This window comes from Enterobacter mori LMG 25706, assembly GCF_000211415.1.
In the GTDB taxonomy this organism is placed as follows: Bacteria; Pseudomonadota; Gammaproteobacteria; order Enterobacterales; family Enterobacteriaceae; genus Enterobacter; species Enterobacter mori.
In genome coordinates this window covers 603,541-618,793 of record NZ_GL890775.1, presented here as the reverse complement: position 1 = coordinate 618,793, position 15,253 = coordinate 603,541, and the positions used below count along the sequence as shown (strand labels likewise).

The 15,253-nt window shown below is 58.4% G+C and carries 14 protein-coding genes; 6 read left to right on the top strand and 8 right to left on the bottom strand.

Going from position 1 to position 15,253, the window contains the following annotated elements:
* Positions 1-5 precede the first annotated feature (5 nt).
* Both ybjG and deoR read left to right on the top strand, forming a co-directional pair.
* Positions 6-614 (top strand): undecaprenyl-diphosphate phosphatase, encoded by a 609-nt coding sequence (gene ybjG, locus ENTMO_RS0107985; protein ID WP_010429020.1) that lies wholly within the window; start codon positions 6-8, stop codon positions 612-614.
* Between the two features lie 67 nt (positions 615-681).
* On the top strand, positions 682-1,440 hold the full coding sequence (gene deoR, locus ENTMO_RS0107980; protein ID WP_010429018.1) for a DNA-binding transcriptional repressor DeoR: 759 nt from the start codon (positions 682-684) through the stop codon (positions 1,438-1,440).
* Positions 1,441-1,507: 67 nt separating this feature from the next.
* Here the strand turns inward: deoR and dacC are convergent, their stop codons facing one another.
* The gene (dacC, locus tag ENTMO_RS0107975) at positions 1,508-2,713 is read right to left on the bottom strand and encodes a serine-type D-Ala-D-Ala carboxypeptidase (RefSeq protein WP_010429017.1); all 1,206 of its coding nucleotides are present in this window, start codon (positions 2,711-2,713) and stop codon (positions 1,508-1,510) included.
* A gap of 242 nt (positions 2,714-2,955) precedes the next feature.
* Here dacC and ENTMO_RS0107970 point away from each other — a divergent pair, with 242 nt between their 5' ends.
* The gene (locus tag ENTMO_RS0107970) at positions 2,956-3,582 is read left to right on the top strand and encodes a glutathione S-transferase family protein (RefSeq protein WP_010429014.1); all 627 of its coding nucleotides are present in this window, start codon (positions 2,956-2,958) and stop codon (positions 3,580-3,582) included.
* Here ENTMO_RS0107970 and ENTMO_RS0107965 read toward each other — a convergent pair whose 3' ends face one another.
* Together ENTMO_RS0107965 and bssR are read right to left on the bottom strand one after the other, a co-directional pair.
* A complete protein-coding gene (locus ENTMO_RS0107965) occupies positions 3,583-4,701 on the bottom strand; it encodes a PQQ-dependent sugar dehydrogenase (protein WP_010429011.1) in 1,119 nt (372 codons plus the stop codon).
* A gap of 106 nt (positions 4,702-4,807) precedes the next feature.
* A complete protein-coding gene (gene bssR, locus ENTMO_RS0107960) occupies positions 4,808-5,191 on the bottom strand; it encodes a biofilm formation regulator BssR (RefSeq protein ID WP_010429006.1) in 384 nt (127 codons plus the stop codon).
* Between the two features lie 216 nt (positions 5,192-5,407).
* Between bssR and rimO the strand changes: the two genes are divergently transcribed.
* A complete protein-coding gene (rimO, locus tag ENTMO_RS0107955; protein WP_010429003.1) occupies positions 5,408-6,733 on the top strand; it encodes a 30S ribosomal protein S12 methylthiotransferase RimO in 1,326 nt (441 codons plus the stop codon).
* A gap of 119 nt (positions 6,734-6,852) precedes the next feature.
* Here the strand turns inward: rimO and gsiD are convergent, their stop codons facing one another.
* From gsiD to iaaA, 5 genes are read right to left on the bottom strand one after another with little or no spacing between them, the layout of a single operon-like run.
* The gene (gsiD, locus tag ENTMO_RS0107950) at positions 6,853-7,764 is read right to left on the bottom strand and encodes a glutathione ABC transporter permease GsiD (protein WP_010429000.1); all 912 of its coding nucleotides are present in this window, start codon (positions 7,762-7,764) and stop codon (positions 6,853-6,855) included.
* Position 7,765: 1 nt separating this feature from the next.
* Positions 7,766-8,686 carry a glutathione ABC transporter permease GsiC gene (gene gsiC / locus ENTMO_RS0107945; RefSeq protein WP_010428997.1) on the bottom strand — a complete coding sequence of 307 codons (921 nt, stop codon included), beginning with the start codon at positions 8,684-8,686 and terminating at the stop codon, positions 7,766-7,768.
* A 5-nt stretch (positions 8,687-8,691) separates the two neighbouring features.
* Positions 8,692-10,230 carry a glutathione ABC transporter substrate-binding protein GsiB gene (gsiB, locus tag ENTMO_RS0107940; RefSeq protein WP_010428994.1) on the bottom strand — a complete coding sequence of 513 codons (1,539 nt, stop codon included), beginning with the start codon at positions 10,228-10,230 and terminating at the stop codon, positions 8,692-8,694.
* A 23-nt stretch (positions 10,231-10,253) separates the two neighbouring features.
* Entirely contained in the window at positions 10,254-12,125 is a 1,872-nt protein-coding gene (gene gsiA / locus ENTMO_RS0107935; protein WP_010428991.1) for a glutathione ABC transporter ATP-binding protein GsiA, read from the bottom strand.
* A gap of 11 nt (positions 12,126-12,136) precedes the next feature.
* Positions 12,137-13,075: a beta-aspartyl-peptidase gene (gene iaaA, locus ENTMO_RS0107930; RefSeq protein ID WP_010428988.1), complete on the bottom strand. Its 939-nt coding sequence runs from the start codon at positions 13,073-13,075 to the stop codon at positions 12,137-12,139.
* A 189-nt stretch (positions 13,076-13,264) separates the two neighbouring features.
* On the opposite strand from iaaA, the gene moeA reads away from it, so the two are divergent.
* Entirely contained in the window at positions 13,265-14,497 is a 1,233-nt protein-coding gene (moeA, locus tag ENTMO_RS0107925) for a molybdopterin molybdotransferase MoeA (RefSeq protein ID WP_010428987.1), read from the top strand.
* 1 nt (position 14,498) lies between these two features.
* On the top strand, positions 14,499-15,251 hold the full coding sequence (gene moeB, locus ENTMO_RS0107920; RefSeq protein WP_010428985.1) for a molybdopterin-synthase adenylyltransferase MoeB: 753 nt from the start codon (positions 14,499-14,501) through the stop codon (positions 15,249-15,251).
* The last annotated feature ends 2 nt before the right edge of the window (positions 15,252-15,253 follow it).

Below are 15,253 nucleotides of genomic sequence, written 5' to 3'. Positions count from 1 at the left end.
ACATTATGTTAGAGAATCTGAACTACGGACTGTTTTATTTCATCAACGCCACGCCAGCCTCGCCGGAATGGATGATTGATTTCGCCACCTTTGTTGCCAGAGATTTGATCTCGATTGTACCTGTACTGGCCGTTGTTCTCTGGCTGTGGGGTCCACGTAAAGAGGTCACTGCACAGCGCCAGCTGGTGATCAAAGTGGCGATGGCCATCGGTGTCAGCGTAGTGACCAGCTATCTGCTGGGACATGCCTTCCCCCACGACCGTCCGTTCGTCGATCACGTTGGGTATAATTTCCTGCACCATGCGCCTGATGACTCCTTCCCAAGCGATCATGGCACCGTGATTTTCACCTTCGCCCTGGCGTTCCTGTTCTGGCATCGCCTGTGGTCTGGCGCGGTGCTGATGGGTATCGCGCTGGCCATCGCCTGGTCCCGCGTTTATCTTGGCGTTCACTGGCCGCTGGATATGGTGGGCGGGTTCCTGGTGGGGCTGATCGGCTGCGTGAGCGCGGCGATCCTGTGGAGCCTCTTTGGCCCGGCGCTTTACCGCGGGCTGTCTCAGCTGTATCGCGTGCTGTTTGCCCTCCCGATCCGCAAAGGCTGGATACGTGACTAATCCCGTTCCGACAGGTTACACTTGAGCCCCCGCCCTGCGGGGGTTCACTTTTTCATCCTGAGGATCTATGGAAACACGACGCGATGACCGCATTGCTCAGCTGCTCCAGGCGCTGAAGCGTAGTGATAAACTGCACCTCAAGGAAGCTGCTACGCTGCTCGGCGTCTCTGAGATGACCATTCGTCGGGATCTTAACAGCGACAGCGCCCCCGTTGTGCTGCTGGGCGGATACATCGTCCTCGAGCCGCGTAGCGCCAGCCACTATCTGATCAGCGATCAAAAAACGCGTCTGGTGGAAGAGAAGCGCAAAGCGGCACGGCTCGCGGCCTCCCTGGTGCAGCCGCATCAAACCCTGTTTTTTGACTGCGGGACCACCACGCCGTGGATCATCGAAGCCATTGACAGCAGCCTCCCGTTTACCGCCGTCTGTTACTCATTGAACACCTTTCTGGCGCTGCAGGAGAAACCCGAATGCCGGGTGATCCTCTGCGGCGGTGAGTTCCACGCCAGTAATGCCATCTTTAAGCCGCTGAACCTGCAGGACACGTTGAGTAACTTATGCCCGGATATCGCGTTTTATTCTGCGGCGGGCGTGAACGTGCGTCAGGGCGCGACCTGCTTTAACCTGGAAGAGTTACCCGTGAAGCACTGGGCGTTAAATGCCGCGCAGTATCATGTGCTGGTGGTGGACCACAGCAAGTTTGGCAAGGTGCGTCCGGCAAGAATGGGCGAGCTGGCGCAGTTTGATGCCATCGTCAGCGATTGCCGCCCGGACGACGAGATTGTGGCCCATGCGAAGGCGCAGCAGGTGAAGTTGATGTATTGAGAGGGGTGCGGCCTGATGCCCTCTCCCCGGCCCTCTCCCACAGGGAGAGGGAGAAAACCCATAAGGTTTAGCTAAACCAGCTGCCAAACCACCCGTGGAATTTCATCAGTACGAAATCCCACATCCGGCTGAAGAATCCGCCCTCTTCTACCGCTTCCATCACAATCAGCGGACGCTGTTCAATCGACTTGCCGTTAAGCTGGAAATCAATCGTCCCGACGACCTGGCCTTTTTTCAGCGGAGCCGTAAGCTGCGGGTCGGTCAGGGTGAAGCTGGCTTTCAGGTTTTTCAGCTGACCGCGCGGAATGGTCACTGAACCGGCCTCACCCGCGCCCAGATTCACCTCGCTCTTATCGCCAAACCAGACGCGCTGGCTGACGAACGTGGCATCCGGCTTAATCGGCGTCACGGTTTCAAAGAAGCGGAAGCCCCAGGTCAGCAGTTTTTCTGATTCATTAAAGCGAATTCGATCGGTTTTGGTGCCCAGCACCACCGAAATCAGGCGCATATCGCCCTGGGTAGCGGACGCGACCAGGTTATAACCTGCGCCCGCCGTGGTGCCGGTCTTCATCCCGTCCACGTTGACGTTGCTGCTCCACAACAGACGGTTGCGGTTCTGCTGACGGATCTTATTGAAGGTAAACTCTTTCTCTTTGTGGATCGCGTATTCGTCCGGTACGTCGTGGATCAGCGCTTTCCCCAACAGCGCCATGTCACGCGCGGTACTGAACTGCCCCGGCGCATCGAGACCGTGGACCGTTTTAAAGGTGGTGTTGGTCAGGCCCAGTTTTTGCGCATAGCCATTCATCAAACCAATGAACGAATCCTGGCTGCCCGCGACGTAATCGGCCAGCGCGATACACGCATCATTTCCCGACTGAATGATCACACCTTTATTCAGATCGGAAACGGAGACCTGATCCCCGGGCTTCAGAAACATCACCGACGAGCCCCGCAGCGCCGGGTTACCGGTCGCCCAGGCGTCTTTCCCGACGGTGACCATATCATCAAGCTTAATTTTGCCTGCTTTCAGCGCCTGACCCACCACGTAGCTGGTCATGATTTTGGTCAGGCTTGCCGGGTCGAGTTTCTCGTCGGCATTCCCTTCTGCCAGCACTTTACCGCTGGCGTAGTCCATTAAGATCCAGGCGCGGGCATCCACCGGTGGCGCTTCGGGCGCCGCCTGTTCCGCCGCGTAGAGCGGTGGGGCAAAAAGGAAGAGGAGCGCAGAGCCTGCCGCCAGGCTGCGCAGAGAAGTCAGTTTTCGCGTCATAAATGCCACCCGAGTGTCCATTCAAAAAATTACGTCACATCACCGTGTCGCAAGAAGCGATGAGTAATAGCGCACTAAAACGGTTAAAGAAACCCAACCAGGGTAAAGTTATTAAAGTTTATGCAATAACATTCATTTACGCTTTGATTCAGGCGATTTTTTTGTCTTCTGTTGCGTAATTGTTAGGTTTATCTCACCATGGCGAAAAGCTGACTCGGATTCACATCTCATCGGGAGTAAATATGATTACGCTGTGGGGCAGGAACAACTCAACCAACGTGAAGAAAGTGCTCTGGACGCTGGAGGAACTGGGTTTACCGTTTAATCAAATCATGGCCGGCATGTCGTTCGGCGTGAACAAAGAGGCTGACTACCTGGCGATGAACCCGAACGGGCTGGTGCCGCTGCTGCGCGACGATGAGACCGATGCCACGCTGTGGGAGTCCAACACCATTGTCCGTTACCTTGCCGCGCAGTACGGTCAGGGCCGTCTGTGGGTAGAAAGCCCAGCCCAGCGTGCTCAGGGTGAAAAGTGGATGGACTGGGCAAACCAGACGCTCTCTCCCACTCACCGCGTGATCCTGATGGGGCTTATCCGTACGCCGGAAGCCGAACGTGACTATCCCGCCATTCATGCAGCCCAGGACACCTGTGAGACCCTGTTTGCGATGATGGACGACGAGCTGGCGAAGCACAAATGGTTCTCAGGCGACGCGTTCGGCGTGGGCGATATTGCGGTTGCACCATTCGTCTGGAATCTGACCAATATGGGTCTGAAATGGACGCCACGCCCTCACCTCGAGCGCTGGCTTCAGCAGCTTACCGAGCGCCCGGCGTACCGTAACGCGGTGATGATCCCGGTTACCTGATTACGTGCCGGACGGGCTGACTTTCAACAGCTGCCCGTCCGTCTCGTCGGTCAGGACATATAAATAGCCGTCCGGCCCAACCCGCACATCGCGAATAGGCCGATCTTTATCACCCAGAATACGCCCGTCTTCCGTCACCTTATTGCCGTCGACGCTCAGCACGATGACGTCTTTCTCCTTCAGCGCGCCGATAAACAGTTTGTTTTTCCACTGCGGGAAGACGTCGCTGTTGTAAAAGGCCATGCCGCTCACCGCAGGGGAAACCTTCCAGACAAACAGCGGTTTTTCCGTTCCCTCCGCGTGCTCACCTTTGGCTTCCGGAATTTTCAGGCCGCTATAGTGAATGCCGTGGGTCGCCAGCGGCCAGCCGTAATTCTTCCCTTTTTCCGGGATGTTGATTTCATCCCCGCCGCGCGGGCCGTGCTCGTTAAGCCATAGCGTGTCGCTCCACGGGTTCATCGCCATCCCCTGCGGGTTACGAATGCCGTAGGACCAGATTTCAGGCCGCGCGCCGGCGGTGTTTACAAACGGGTTATCCGGCGGCACCTTCCCGTCCTCCGTCAGGCGCACCACTTTGCCCTGAAGCTTGTCCAGATCCTGCGCCGTCGGGCGCTCATTGTTCTCCCCTAAAGCAATAAACAGGTACCCTTTGCCGTCGAACACCAGCCGACCGCCAAAATGGTTCCCGGTGGAGAGTTTCGGCATCTGGCGGAACACCACCTGGAAGGCTTCAATGCGCGACAGATCGTCGCTCAGCCGACCGTAGCCCACCGCCGTGCCCGCTTTCCCGTCATTGCCCACTTCGGCATAGCTCAGCCAGATGCGTCGCGATTGTTCAAAATCAGGTGCCAGCACCACGTCCAGCAAACCGCCCTGGCCGTTTGCCCACACCCTGGGCACGCCGACAATCGGGTCAGACAACCCTTTTCCGGCCTGCCAGTGTTTCAGCTGGCCGCCTCTGAGCGTGATGAGCACGCCTTTATTATCCGGCAAAAAGGCCAGTGACCAGGGGTGATCGAGTCGGTTCTGCAACACCTCAACCTTTACCGCGTCAGGCGCAGCGAGGAGAGAAAAAGGGAAAAATAACGCAGGCAGTAAAATCAGCGAGGATCGATGCATAACGCGCTCCTTTATCGGCATATGGCATAAAGATTAGCCACAACGTTCGGGCGCGTTACCACTTTTACAAAAGCTTAATCAGAAGGGGGAGTCGCCTCCCCCGGGCTCAGTGCTGGGCAAGCTTCGCGTGCTCGTTCAGACACATGATGCAAAGAGAGAGCGTTGTCAGGCAGTTTTCAAGCTTCTCCGCGTTAACAGCGATAAAATTCGGGCAGTCGTGGCGTCCGTTCATCAAACATACCCCTGCAATGGAGAGCACCTCAGCGGCACGACGCAGCGCCATCAGCTCGCATTCATCGTATTCCGCTTTCAGGGTCGGTGCTTTTTCACGCATGAAATTGCAAAGTTCAAACAGGTTATCACGCAGATGTTCGCTTTCGCTGACTGACATATAGCCTTTTGCCTTCCTGAGCTGCAGATACGCGGCCAGGTCGATTCGGGCGTTGATCAGCTTGTTAAGCAGATCGCGTTTCAGTCTGTCAACGGACATGCTATTTCCTCCTCTGTCAGCCATGTTGCACATTCAGAATAAGGTCATTTTTTGTACAATTTAATGCCTGAGATCAATAATTCTTAACTGATTAACATTCTTTACAATGTTACAACCTTTCCTCACCGCATCCGCCATGCAAAGAATGTATAAATCCCCCGCGATACGCTGTAAAATCCCGCCCTGATAACTCCATAATTGATGAATTTTTAACCTATGAGCAATGTTACGCACCAGCCGAAAATCGGCTTCGTCTCCCTCGGCTGCCCGAAAAACCTGGTGGATTCCGAACGCATCCTGACCGAACTTCGTACCGAAGGCTATGACGTGGTGCCAAGCTACGACAATGCCGACATGGTGATCGTCAACACCTGCGGCTTTATCGACAGTGCGGTTCAGGAGTCTCTGGAAGCCATCGGTGAAGCCCTGACCGAAAACGGCAAAGTCATTGTCACCGGCTGCCTGGGCGCGAAAGTGGATCAGATCCGCGAAGTGCATCCGAAGGTGCTGGAGATCACCGGCCCGCACAGCTACGAGCAGGTGCTGGAACATGTTCATCACTACGTGCCAAGACCCAAGCACAACCCGTTCCTGAGCCTGGTGCCGGAACAAGGCGTGAAGCTGACGCCGCGCCACTACGCGTACCTGAAAATTTCCGAGGGCTGCAACCATCGCTGCACCTTCTGCATCATCCCGTCCATGCGTGGCGATCTGGTGAGCCGTCCAATCGGTGAAGTGCTGGCGGAAGCCAAACGTCTGGCCGACGCGGGCGTGAAGGAGCTGCTGGTCATCTCCCAGGACACCTCGGCCTACGGCGTGGACGTGAAACACCGCTCCGGTTTCCACAACGGCGAGCCGGTGAAAACCAGCATGGTCGGCTTGTGCGAGCAGCTCGCGAAGCTCGGTATCTGGACGCGTCTGCACTACGTCTACCCGTACCCGCACGTTGACGATGTGATCCCGCTGATGGCGGAAGGCAAAATTCTGCCGTACCTGGATATCCCGTTGCAGCACGCCAGCCCGCGTATTCTGAAGCTGATGAAGCGTCCTGGCTCCGTTGACCGCCAGCTGGCGCGCATCAAGCAGTGGCGTGAAATCTGTCCAGATCTGACCCTGCGCTCCACCTTCATCGTCGGCTTCCCAGGTGAAACCGAAGAAGATTTCCAGATGCTGCTCGACTTCCTGAAAGAAGCCCGTCTGGACCGCGTTGGGTGCTTCAAGTACAGCCCGGTAGAGGGCGCAACCGCCAACGAGCTGGCGGACCAGGTTCCAGAAGAGGTGAAAGAAGAGCGCTGGAACCGCTTCATGCAGCTGCAGCAGCAGATCTCTGCTGAGCGTCTGCAGGAAAAAGTGGGCCGCGAGATCATGGTGATCGTTGATGAAGTGGACGAAGAGGGCGCGATTGGCCGCAGCATGGCAGACGCCCCGGAAATCGACGGTGCGGTTTACCTGAACGGCGAAACCAACGTTAAGCCGGGTGATATTATTCGCGTGAAGGTTGAAAACGCGGACGAGTATGACCTGTGGGGTAGCCGGGTTTAAACATTAACCCCTCACCCCGGCCCTCTCCCCAAAGGGGCGAGGGGGAACAGACCGCACCGAGCAGTCCCCTCTCCCCTCAGGGGAGAGGGTTAGGGTGAGGGGTAAGATCCTGCAAAAACCTACCCCTTAATCCGTGGATCCAGCGCGTCGCGCAGTCCGTCCCCCAGCAGGTTAAACGCCAGCACCGTCAGGAAAATCGCCAGACTTGGGAAGATCGCCACGTGCGGTGCAATCACCATATCTGCTCTCGCCTCGTTCAGCATCGCGCCCCACTCCGGCGTGGGAGGCTGCGCCCCTAACCCCAGAAATGACAGGCTGGCCGCCGAGATAATCGACACGCCGATACGCATGGTGAAATAGACCACGATGGACGACACCGTCCCCGGCAGAATATGGCTGAACAGGATCGTGGCGTCGCTGGCCCCCATACTGCGGGCGGATTCGATAAAGGTCTGCTGTTTCAGCACCAGCGTGTTGCCGCGCACCAGGCGGGCGAAGGCCGGTATCGAAAAGACCGCGACCGCAATGATGACGTTCGCCATGCCGCTGCCCATGATCGCCACCACGGCAATCGCCAGCAGAATGCCGGGGAAGGCAAACAGCACGTCGCAGATGCGCATGATGATGCGGTCCCACCAGCCTTCGTAATACCCGGCGACGAGACCCAAAACCGTGCCTATCGCCGCGCCGATCAACACCGCAAAGACCCCGGCGGCCAGCGAGATCTGCGCCCCCACCAGCACGCGGCTGAAGATATCCCGCCCGAGCGAATCCACGCCGAACCAGTGCATCATCGACGGCCCGTCGTTCAGACGGTCATAGTCAAAATAGTTTTCCGCATCAAACGGCGCGACCCACGGCGCAACGATCGCCACCACAATCAGCAGCAAAACAAACAGCCCCGCCGTCATCGCGACAGGCTGACGGCGAAAACGCCGCCAGAATTCAGACCACGGAGTGCGGATGTGCTCCGGCTTTAGCCCCGGCATAGCATTTAATACGGCCTGACGACGCCAGTTCAACAATCGCATCTTACTTGTACCTGATGGCCGGGTTAATGGCGGCGTAAAGCACGTCCACCACTAAGTTGATAAGAATAAACTCCAGCGAGAACAGCAGGACTTCCGCCTGAATCACCGGATAATCGCGCATGTCGACTGAATCGACCAGCAGACGCCCCAGCCCCGGCCAGTTGAAGACCTTCTCCACCACAATGGAGCCGCCCAGCAGGAAGCCAAACTGCAGCCCCATCATCGTTACTACCGGGATCATCGCGTTGCGAAAACCGTGCTTGAGGATGACCCACTTCTCGCTGACCCCTTTCGCCCGCGCGGTGCGGATGTAGTCTTCGCTCAGCACGTCGACAAACGAGGCGCGGGTAAAACGCGCCATCACAGCCGCCACGGCTGCGCCAAGGGTCATCGAGGGGGGAATGTAGTGCTTCCAGGTATCCGCGCCCACGGTCGGCAACCAGCCCAGCTCCACGGAGAAGATCTGCATCAGCAGCATCCCGAGGGCGAATGCAGGGAAGGAGATGCCGGTCACCGCCAGCGCCATACCCAGTTTATCCGGCCAGCGGTTGCGCCAGACGGCGGCGACAATTCCCGCACCGAGACCAAACACCACCGCCCAGCCCATGCTCGCAAGGGTTAACCAAAAGGTCGGCATAAAGCGGCTGGCAATCTCTTCCGACACCGGGCGACGCGACACCATCGAGGTGCCAAAATCGCCCTGCAGCACGTTGCCTATATAGTGCAGGAACTGCATATACAACGGCCTGTCGAGACCCAGCTGCTTTCGCACCAGTTCAATAACGGTCGCATCCGCCTCGGGCCCGGCAATCAGCCGCGCCGGATCTCCCGGCAGCATATGGACAAACAGAAACACCAGCACCGCCACAATCAACAGCGTCGGGATAAGCCCCAGCAGGCGTTTACAAACATAATTCAGCATGAGTGTTATTTTAAATCCGCGTCGTCAAAGCTAAAGCCCGTATCCGGCATGATATAGAACCCGGTCAGCGCTTTGTTATGGGCGGAGACCAGTTTTTCCACCACCAGCGGCACCCACGGCGACTCTTTCCAGATAATATCTTGCGCGTCTTTGTAGAGGCGCGCTTTCTCTTCCGGTTTGGTGGTTTTCAGGGCATCGGCCAGGTCTTTATCCACCTGCGGGTTGCTGTAGAACGCGGTATTGAACAGCGTTGGCGGCCAGTTCTGTGAGGCAAACAGCGGTGACAGCGCCCAGTCGGCTTCACCGGTGGAAGCCGACCAGCCAGTGTAGAACATCCTCACGCCGCTCTCTTTCTGCCCTTTGCCCTCCACTTCTGCCGCACGCTGTCCGGCATCCATTGCGGTCACCTGCGCCTTGATGCCGACCTGCGCCAGCTGCTGCTGGGTAAACTGCAGCACCTTCTGGGCGGTACTGTGGTTATGCGACGACCACAGCGTGGTGCTGAAGCCGTTCGGGAAGCCCGCCTCTTTCAGCAGCTCGCGCGCTTTGGCCGGATCGTAAGGCCACGGCTGGTAGCTTTGCGCATAGGCGATAGCCGGCGGCACCACGCCGGTCGCCGGAGTGGCATAGCCCGCAAAGGCCACTTTCACCAGCGCCTGACGGTTAATGGCGTAGTTGATGGCTTCACGCACCTTCGGGTTATCGAACGGTTTTTGCGTCACGTTCATGCTGATGTAGCGCTGCATGATTGACGGGCTGGCAACCAGCTCCAGCTTGCTGTTTTTCGCCAGCAGCGCCGCCTGTTCGTACGGGATCGGGAAGGCAAACTGCGCTTCACCGGTTTGCAGCATCGCCGCGCGGGTGTTGTTATCCACCACCGGGCGCCAGGTAATGGTGTCGAGCTTCGGCAAGCCCTGCTGCCAGTATCCGGCGAATTTCTTCACCTTCACAAAATCGGTTTGATTCCATGTAAGCAGTTCGTACGGGCCGGTGCCTACCGGGTGGAAGCCGATCTCTTTGCCGTATTTCTTCAGCGCCGCTGGCGAAATCATTGCCGTTGCCGGATGCGCAAGGATATTGATAAACGCGGAGAACGGCTCTTTGAGGGTGATCTTCACGGTTGCCGGGTCGACCGCCTCGGTACTGGCGATATTTTTATACAGGTTGTAGCGCTTGAGGCTATTTTCCGGATTGCTGGCGCGGTCGAGGTTAACCTTCACCGCTTCAGCATTGAAATCCGTGCCGTCCTGGAACTTCACGCCGGAGCGCAGCTTGATGGTATACACCAGCCCGTCGTCCGAAACGGTATAGCTCTCCGCCAGCACGTTTTTGAGCTTCATCTCTTTATCCAGGCCAAACAGCCCCTGGTAGAACGATTTCGCCACCGCCTGCGACAGCGTGTCGTTAGCATCATACGGATCGAGCGTCGTAAAATTAGAGCCGACCGCCACGACCACGTCTTTGGCAGCGAACGGGGGGGCGACGGCCAGCGCCGCCGTCACGCTCGCAGCTAACAGCCATGTACGAGCAACAAATTTAACCATTGTGTTCTCCTGCCTGGTGTACGTTATAACCGCGAGAATGCATTGTCCTGACGCGGCGGTGCGACAAAATGGCCGGGACCGACTTCCCGAAGCGTAACGCGCTCCAGGGTTTCGCCCCGTTTACGAATATTGCTCGGCATTTCATCCTGCAGCAGCACGCGCTGGGCGTGGTGATGCGCAGGATCGGCAACCGGCACTGCGGCCATCAGCTTGCGGGTATAAGGATGCTGCGGGTTTTCAAATACCGCCCGCCGCGGGCCAATCTCAACAATTTGCCCCATGTACATCACCGCAACACGGTGGCTGATACGCTCCACCACCGCCATATCATGTGAGATAAACAGGAAGGCAATGCCCATATCCCGCTGTAAATCGAGCAATAAATTGATGATTTGCGCGCGGATAGAGACATCCAGTGCCGAAACGGACTCATCCGCAATCACGACTTTTGGATTCAGCGCCAGCGCCCGCGCAATGCAAATGCGCTGTCGCTGTCCGCCGGAAAACTCGTGGGGATAGCGCCAGGCATGTTCAGGCTTCAGCCCGACGCGCTCCAGCAGCCAGGCCACGCGACGCTGCGCCGCGTCCCCGTCGAGCAGGTTATGCACCCGCAGCGGCTCCATGATCGAATACCCCACCGTATGACGCGGATCGAGAGAAGCATACGGATCCTGGAAAATAAACTGAATATCCCGGCGCACGGCCTGCAGCTTGCTGTCTGGCAGGGTGTCGATACGTTCGCCGTTAAAGGTAATGGTCCCGGCCTGGGTCTCCACCAGTCTGAGCAGCGCGCGTCCGGTCGTGGATTTTCCGCAGCCCGACTCCCCCACCAGCGCCAGCGTTTCGCCCGGCCAGAGATCAAAACTGACGTTTTCCACCGCATGGACTTCGCGCTTCACGCGATTGAACACCCCGCTGCGCAGCGGAAAACGCGTGACCAGATCGCGGACTTCCAGAATGGGCCTGCCCGGCACCACCGTATCTTGCTCGGTTTCGGCCGTCTGCATGCCCGCCTCGCCCTGAGCCATCAACGGAAAACGGCGCGGTAAATCGCTGCCGTTCATCGCCCCAAGACGCGGCACCGCCGCCAGCAGCGCTTTGGTGTAAGGATGAACAGGCGCATGAAAAATTTGCTCAACCGTGCCCGTCTCCACGGCGTGCCCCTGGTGCATCACCAGTACGCGGTCGGCGATATCCGCCACCACGCCCATGTCGTGGGTGATAAAAATCACCCCCATCTCCATCTCCTGCTGCAGCACTTTGATCAGCTGCAGGATCTGCGCCTGAATCGTCACATCCAGCGCCGTTGTCGGCTCGTCGGCGATCAGCACCGCCGGACGGCACGAGAGCGCCATCGCAATCATGACGCGCTGGCGCATCCCCCCGGAAAGCTGATGCGGATAGCGCCCCAGAATGGCCTGCGCTTCAGGAATGCGCACCCTCTCCAGCATCCGCTTCGCTTCGAGGAGCGCCTCATCGCCGCTTAACCTCTGATGCAGGCGGATGGACTCGGCAATCTGCTCGCCCACCGGAAAAACCGGGTTCAGCGAGGTCATCGGCTCCTGGAAAATCATGGCGATATCCGCCCCACGCACGCCCTGCATCTGCGAACCACTCAGTTCATTTAAATCAATGACCTGACGGTTACGGCGGCGCAGGAGCATTTTCTCGCTGCCGATCTGCCCGCCCGTTTGCTCCAGCAGGCGCAACAATGCCAGTGCGGTAACCGATTTACCGGAACCAGACTCACCGACAATGGCCAGCGTTTCGCCGCGATGCAGCGAAAACGATAAATTCTGTACTGCGGGGATGAACTGCCGCTCCTCCTGAAACGCAATATTCAGCTGATGGACAGCCAATACCTGGCGGTTGTCCAGCTCTTCACTGTGCGGCACGTTTTGCCCCCTTATTCACGATAGATCCCCGTACTGGGCTCATCACCGGCGTAGCCCCAGGCGCGGTACATCCCTTCGCTGTTAAACGGCAGGGCCACGTTGCCCTCACGATCCACCGCAATCAACCCGCCGACGCCGCCAAGCGCGGGGAGTTTTTCCATTACCACGCGCTCGCAGGCCTCGCTCAGGCTTAATCCGCCATAATCCATCAGCGCGGTGATGTCATAGGCCGCGAGAGCACGAATAAACACTTCGCCGGTTCCGGTACAGGACACGGCGGCCGTGGCGTTGTTGGCATAGCACCCTGCGCCGGGCAGCGGGCTGTCGCCGACGCGCCCCGGCAGCTTGTTGGTCATCCCGCCCGTTGACGTTGCCGCCGCGAGGTTTCCGGCTTTATCGAGCGCGACTGCGCCGACCGTGCCCATTTTGGTGGTTTCATCCAGCGGCGCGGCGTGGTCAAGCTGCGTCTTGCCTGCCGTACGCGCGTCCAGCAGCTGCTGATAGCGCTCCTCCGTGGAAAAAAGATCGGGCGATACCGACTCCATTCCGTGTTCAAAGGCAAATGTCTCCGCCCCTTCGCCCGTCAACAGGACGTGCGGACTCGCTTCCATCACCAGACGCGCCGCCAGCACCGGGTTGCGCAGACGACTGACGCCTGCCACGGCGCCCGCTTTCAGGGTAATACCGTCCATCACGCAGGCATCCAGCTCGTGCGTTTCATCCCGGGTAAAGACCGAACCGATACCCGCGTTAAACAACGGGCACTCTTCCAGCAGGCGCACCGCCTCGGTGACCACATCCAGCGCGCTCTCGCCCGCTTCCAGCATCCGCTGGCCTGTTTCCACAATGGCGTACAGCGCGTCAATGTAGCGCTTTTCCTGCTCGGGACTGAGCTGTGCACGGGTGATTGCCCCGGCGCCACCATGAATTGCGATTACCGCATTAACCATTTCGCATCACCCGTTAGCCTGATTTGCGGCTTTTTCTATAAATATCATTATCGTCGATGAAACTTCAGATGATTTTTGAATATAGAAAGACGCAACTGTGATGTAAAGCGTACACCCATCGGGTCATACAGTTAGCCGCACTTTTCTGCCATAATGGGCGTTTTCGTTGTTACTCCGCAGGAGCCCACCATGGATTTTACCGCCGGACTGATGCCGCTTGAGACGGCACTCACGCAGATGCTTGGCCGCATTACCCCACTGCATGAGGTTGAAACGCTGCCGCTTGTGCGCTGTTTTGGCCGTATTGCCGCGCGCGATATTGTCTCTCCGCTTAACGTGCCGGGGTTTGATAACTCCGCGATGGACGGTTACGCGGTGCGCCTGGCGGATCTCCAGACGGGTAACGCCCTGCCGGTGGCGGGTAAAGCCTTTGCGGGTCAGCCGTTTAGCGGTGAATGGCCTGCGGGTACCTGCGTGCGCATCATGACCGGTGCGCCCGTTCCGGCTGGCTGCGACGCCGTGGTGATGCAGGAAGAGACCGGACAGACCGACGACGGCGTGCGTTTTACCGCGAACGTTAAAGCGGGCCAGAACATTCGCCGCACGGGCGAAGATATCACCCTTGGCGCAACGGTCTTTTCTGCCGGACAGAAGCTAACGGTAGGTGAGCTGCCGGTGCTGGCGTCGCTCGGCGTTGCTGAAATCGACGTTATCCGTAACGTGCGCGTTGCCGTTTTCTCCACTGGCGACGAGCTGCAGCTTCCGGGCCAGCCGCTGCAGGACGGCCAGATTTACGACACCAACCGCCTGGCGGTACACCTGATGCTGGAGCAGCTGGGCTGCGACGTGATTAATCTCGGCATCATTCCTGACGATCCGGAAAAGCTGCGCGCCGCGTTTATCGAGGCGGATAACGCAGCCGACGTGGTCATCAGCTCTGGCGGCGTCTCCGTAGGTGAAGCGGATTACACCAAAACCATCCTTGAAGAGCTGGGCGAAATCGCCTTCTGGAAACTGGCTATCAAGCCGGGCAAACCGTTCGCCTTTGGCAAGCTCACGCACAGCTGGTTCTGCGGCCTGCCGGGTAACCCGGTCTCTGCGGCACTCACCTTCTACCAGCTGGTGATCCCGCTGCTGGCGAAGCTTTCCGGCAACAAGGCTAACCCGATGCCGGAACGCCTGCGCGTGCGTGCCGCCACGCGCCTGAAAAAATCACCGGGCCGTCTCGATTTCCAGCGTGGCATTCTGGCGCGCAACGCGGACGGTGAGCTCGAAGTGAGCACCACCGGGCACCAGGGCTCGCACATTTTCAGCTCCTTCAGCCAGGGCAACTGCTTTATCGTGCTGGAGCGCGAGCGTGGCAATGTGGAAGCAGGCGAATGGGTTGAGATCGAGCGCTTTAACCACCTGTTCGGAGGCTGACATGACGGTGGAGCTGAGCGACCCGGAGATGCTGCGCTATAACCGCCAGATTATCCTGCGCGGGTTTGATTTCGAGGGCCAGGAAGCGCTCAAGGCGGCCAATGTGCTGGTGGTTGGCCTGGGCGGTCTGGGCTGCGCCGCCGCGCAGTACCTTGCGGCGGCAGGCGTGGGCAGGATGACACTGCTGGATTTCGATACCGTATCGGTATCCAACCTGCAGCGCCAGACGCTGCACAGCGACGCGACCATTGGCCAGCCGGAGGTGGGATCCGCCGGGGCTGCGCTGGCCCGCATCAACCCCAACGTTCAGTTCACCCTCATTGACGCGATGCTGGATGACGAGGCGCTGTCGGCGCAGATTGCACAGCATGACCTGGTACTGGACTGCACCGACAACGTCGCCGTCCGTAACCAGCTAAACGCAGGCTGTTTTGCCCACAAAACTCCGCTGGTCTCCGGTGCGGCGATCCGCATGGAGGGGCAAATCAGCGTCTTCACGTACGCGGATGGTGATCCCTGCTACCGCTGCCTGAGCCGCCTGTTCGGCGAGAACGCGCTGACCTGTGTTGAGGCGGGCGTGATGGCGCCGCTCGTCGGCGTGATTGGCTCACTGCAGGCGATGGAAGCGATCAAAGTGCTGACGCACTACGGCACGCCTGCCGCGGGGAAAATCGTCATGTATGACGCGATGACCTGCCAGTTCCGCGAGATGAAGCTAATGCGTAACCCAGGGTGTGAGGTTTGTAGCCAGTAAAA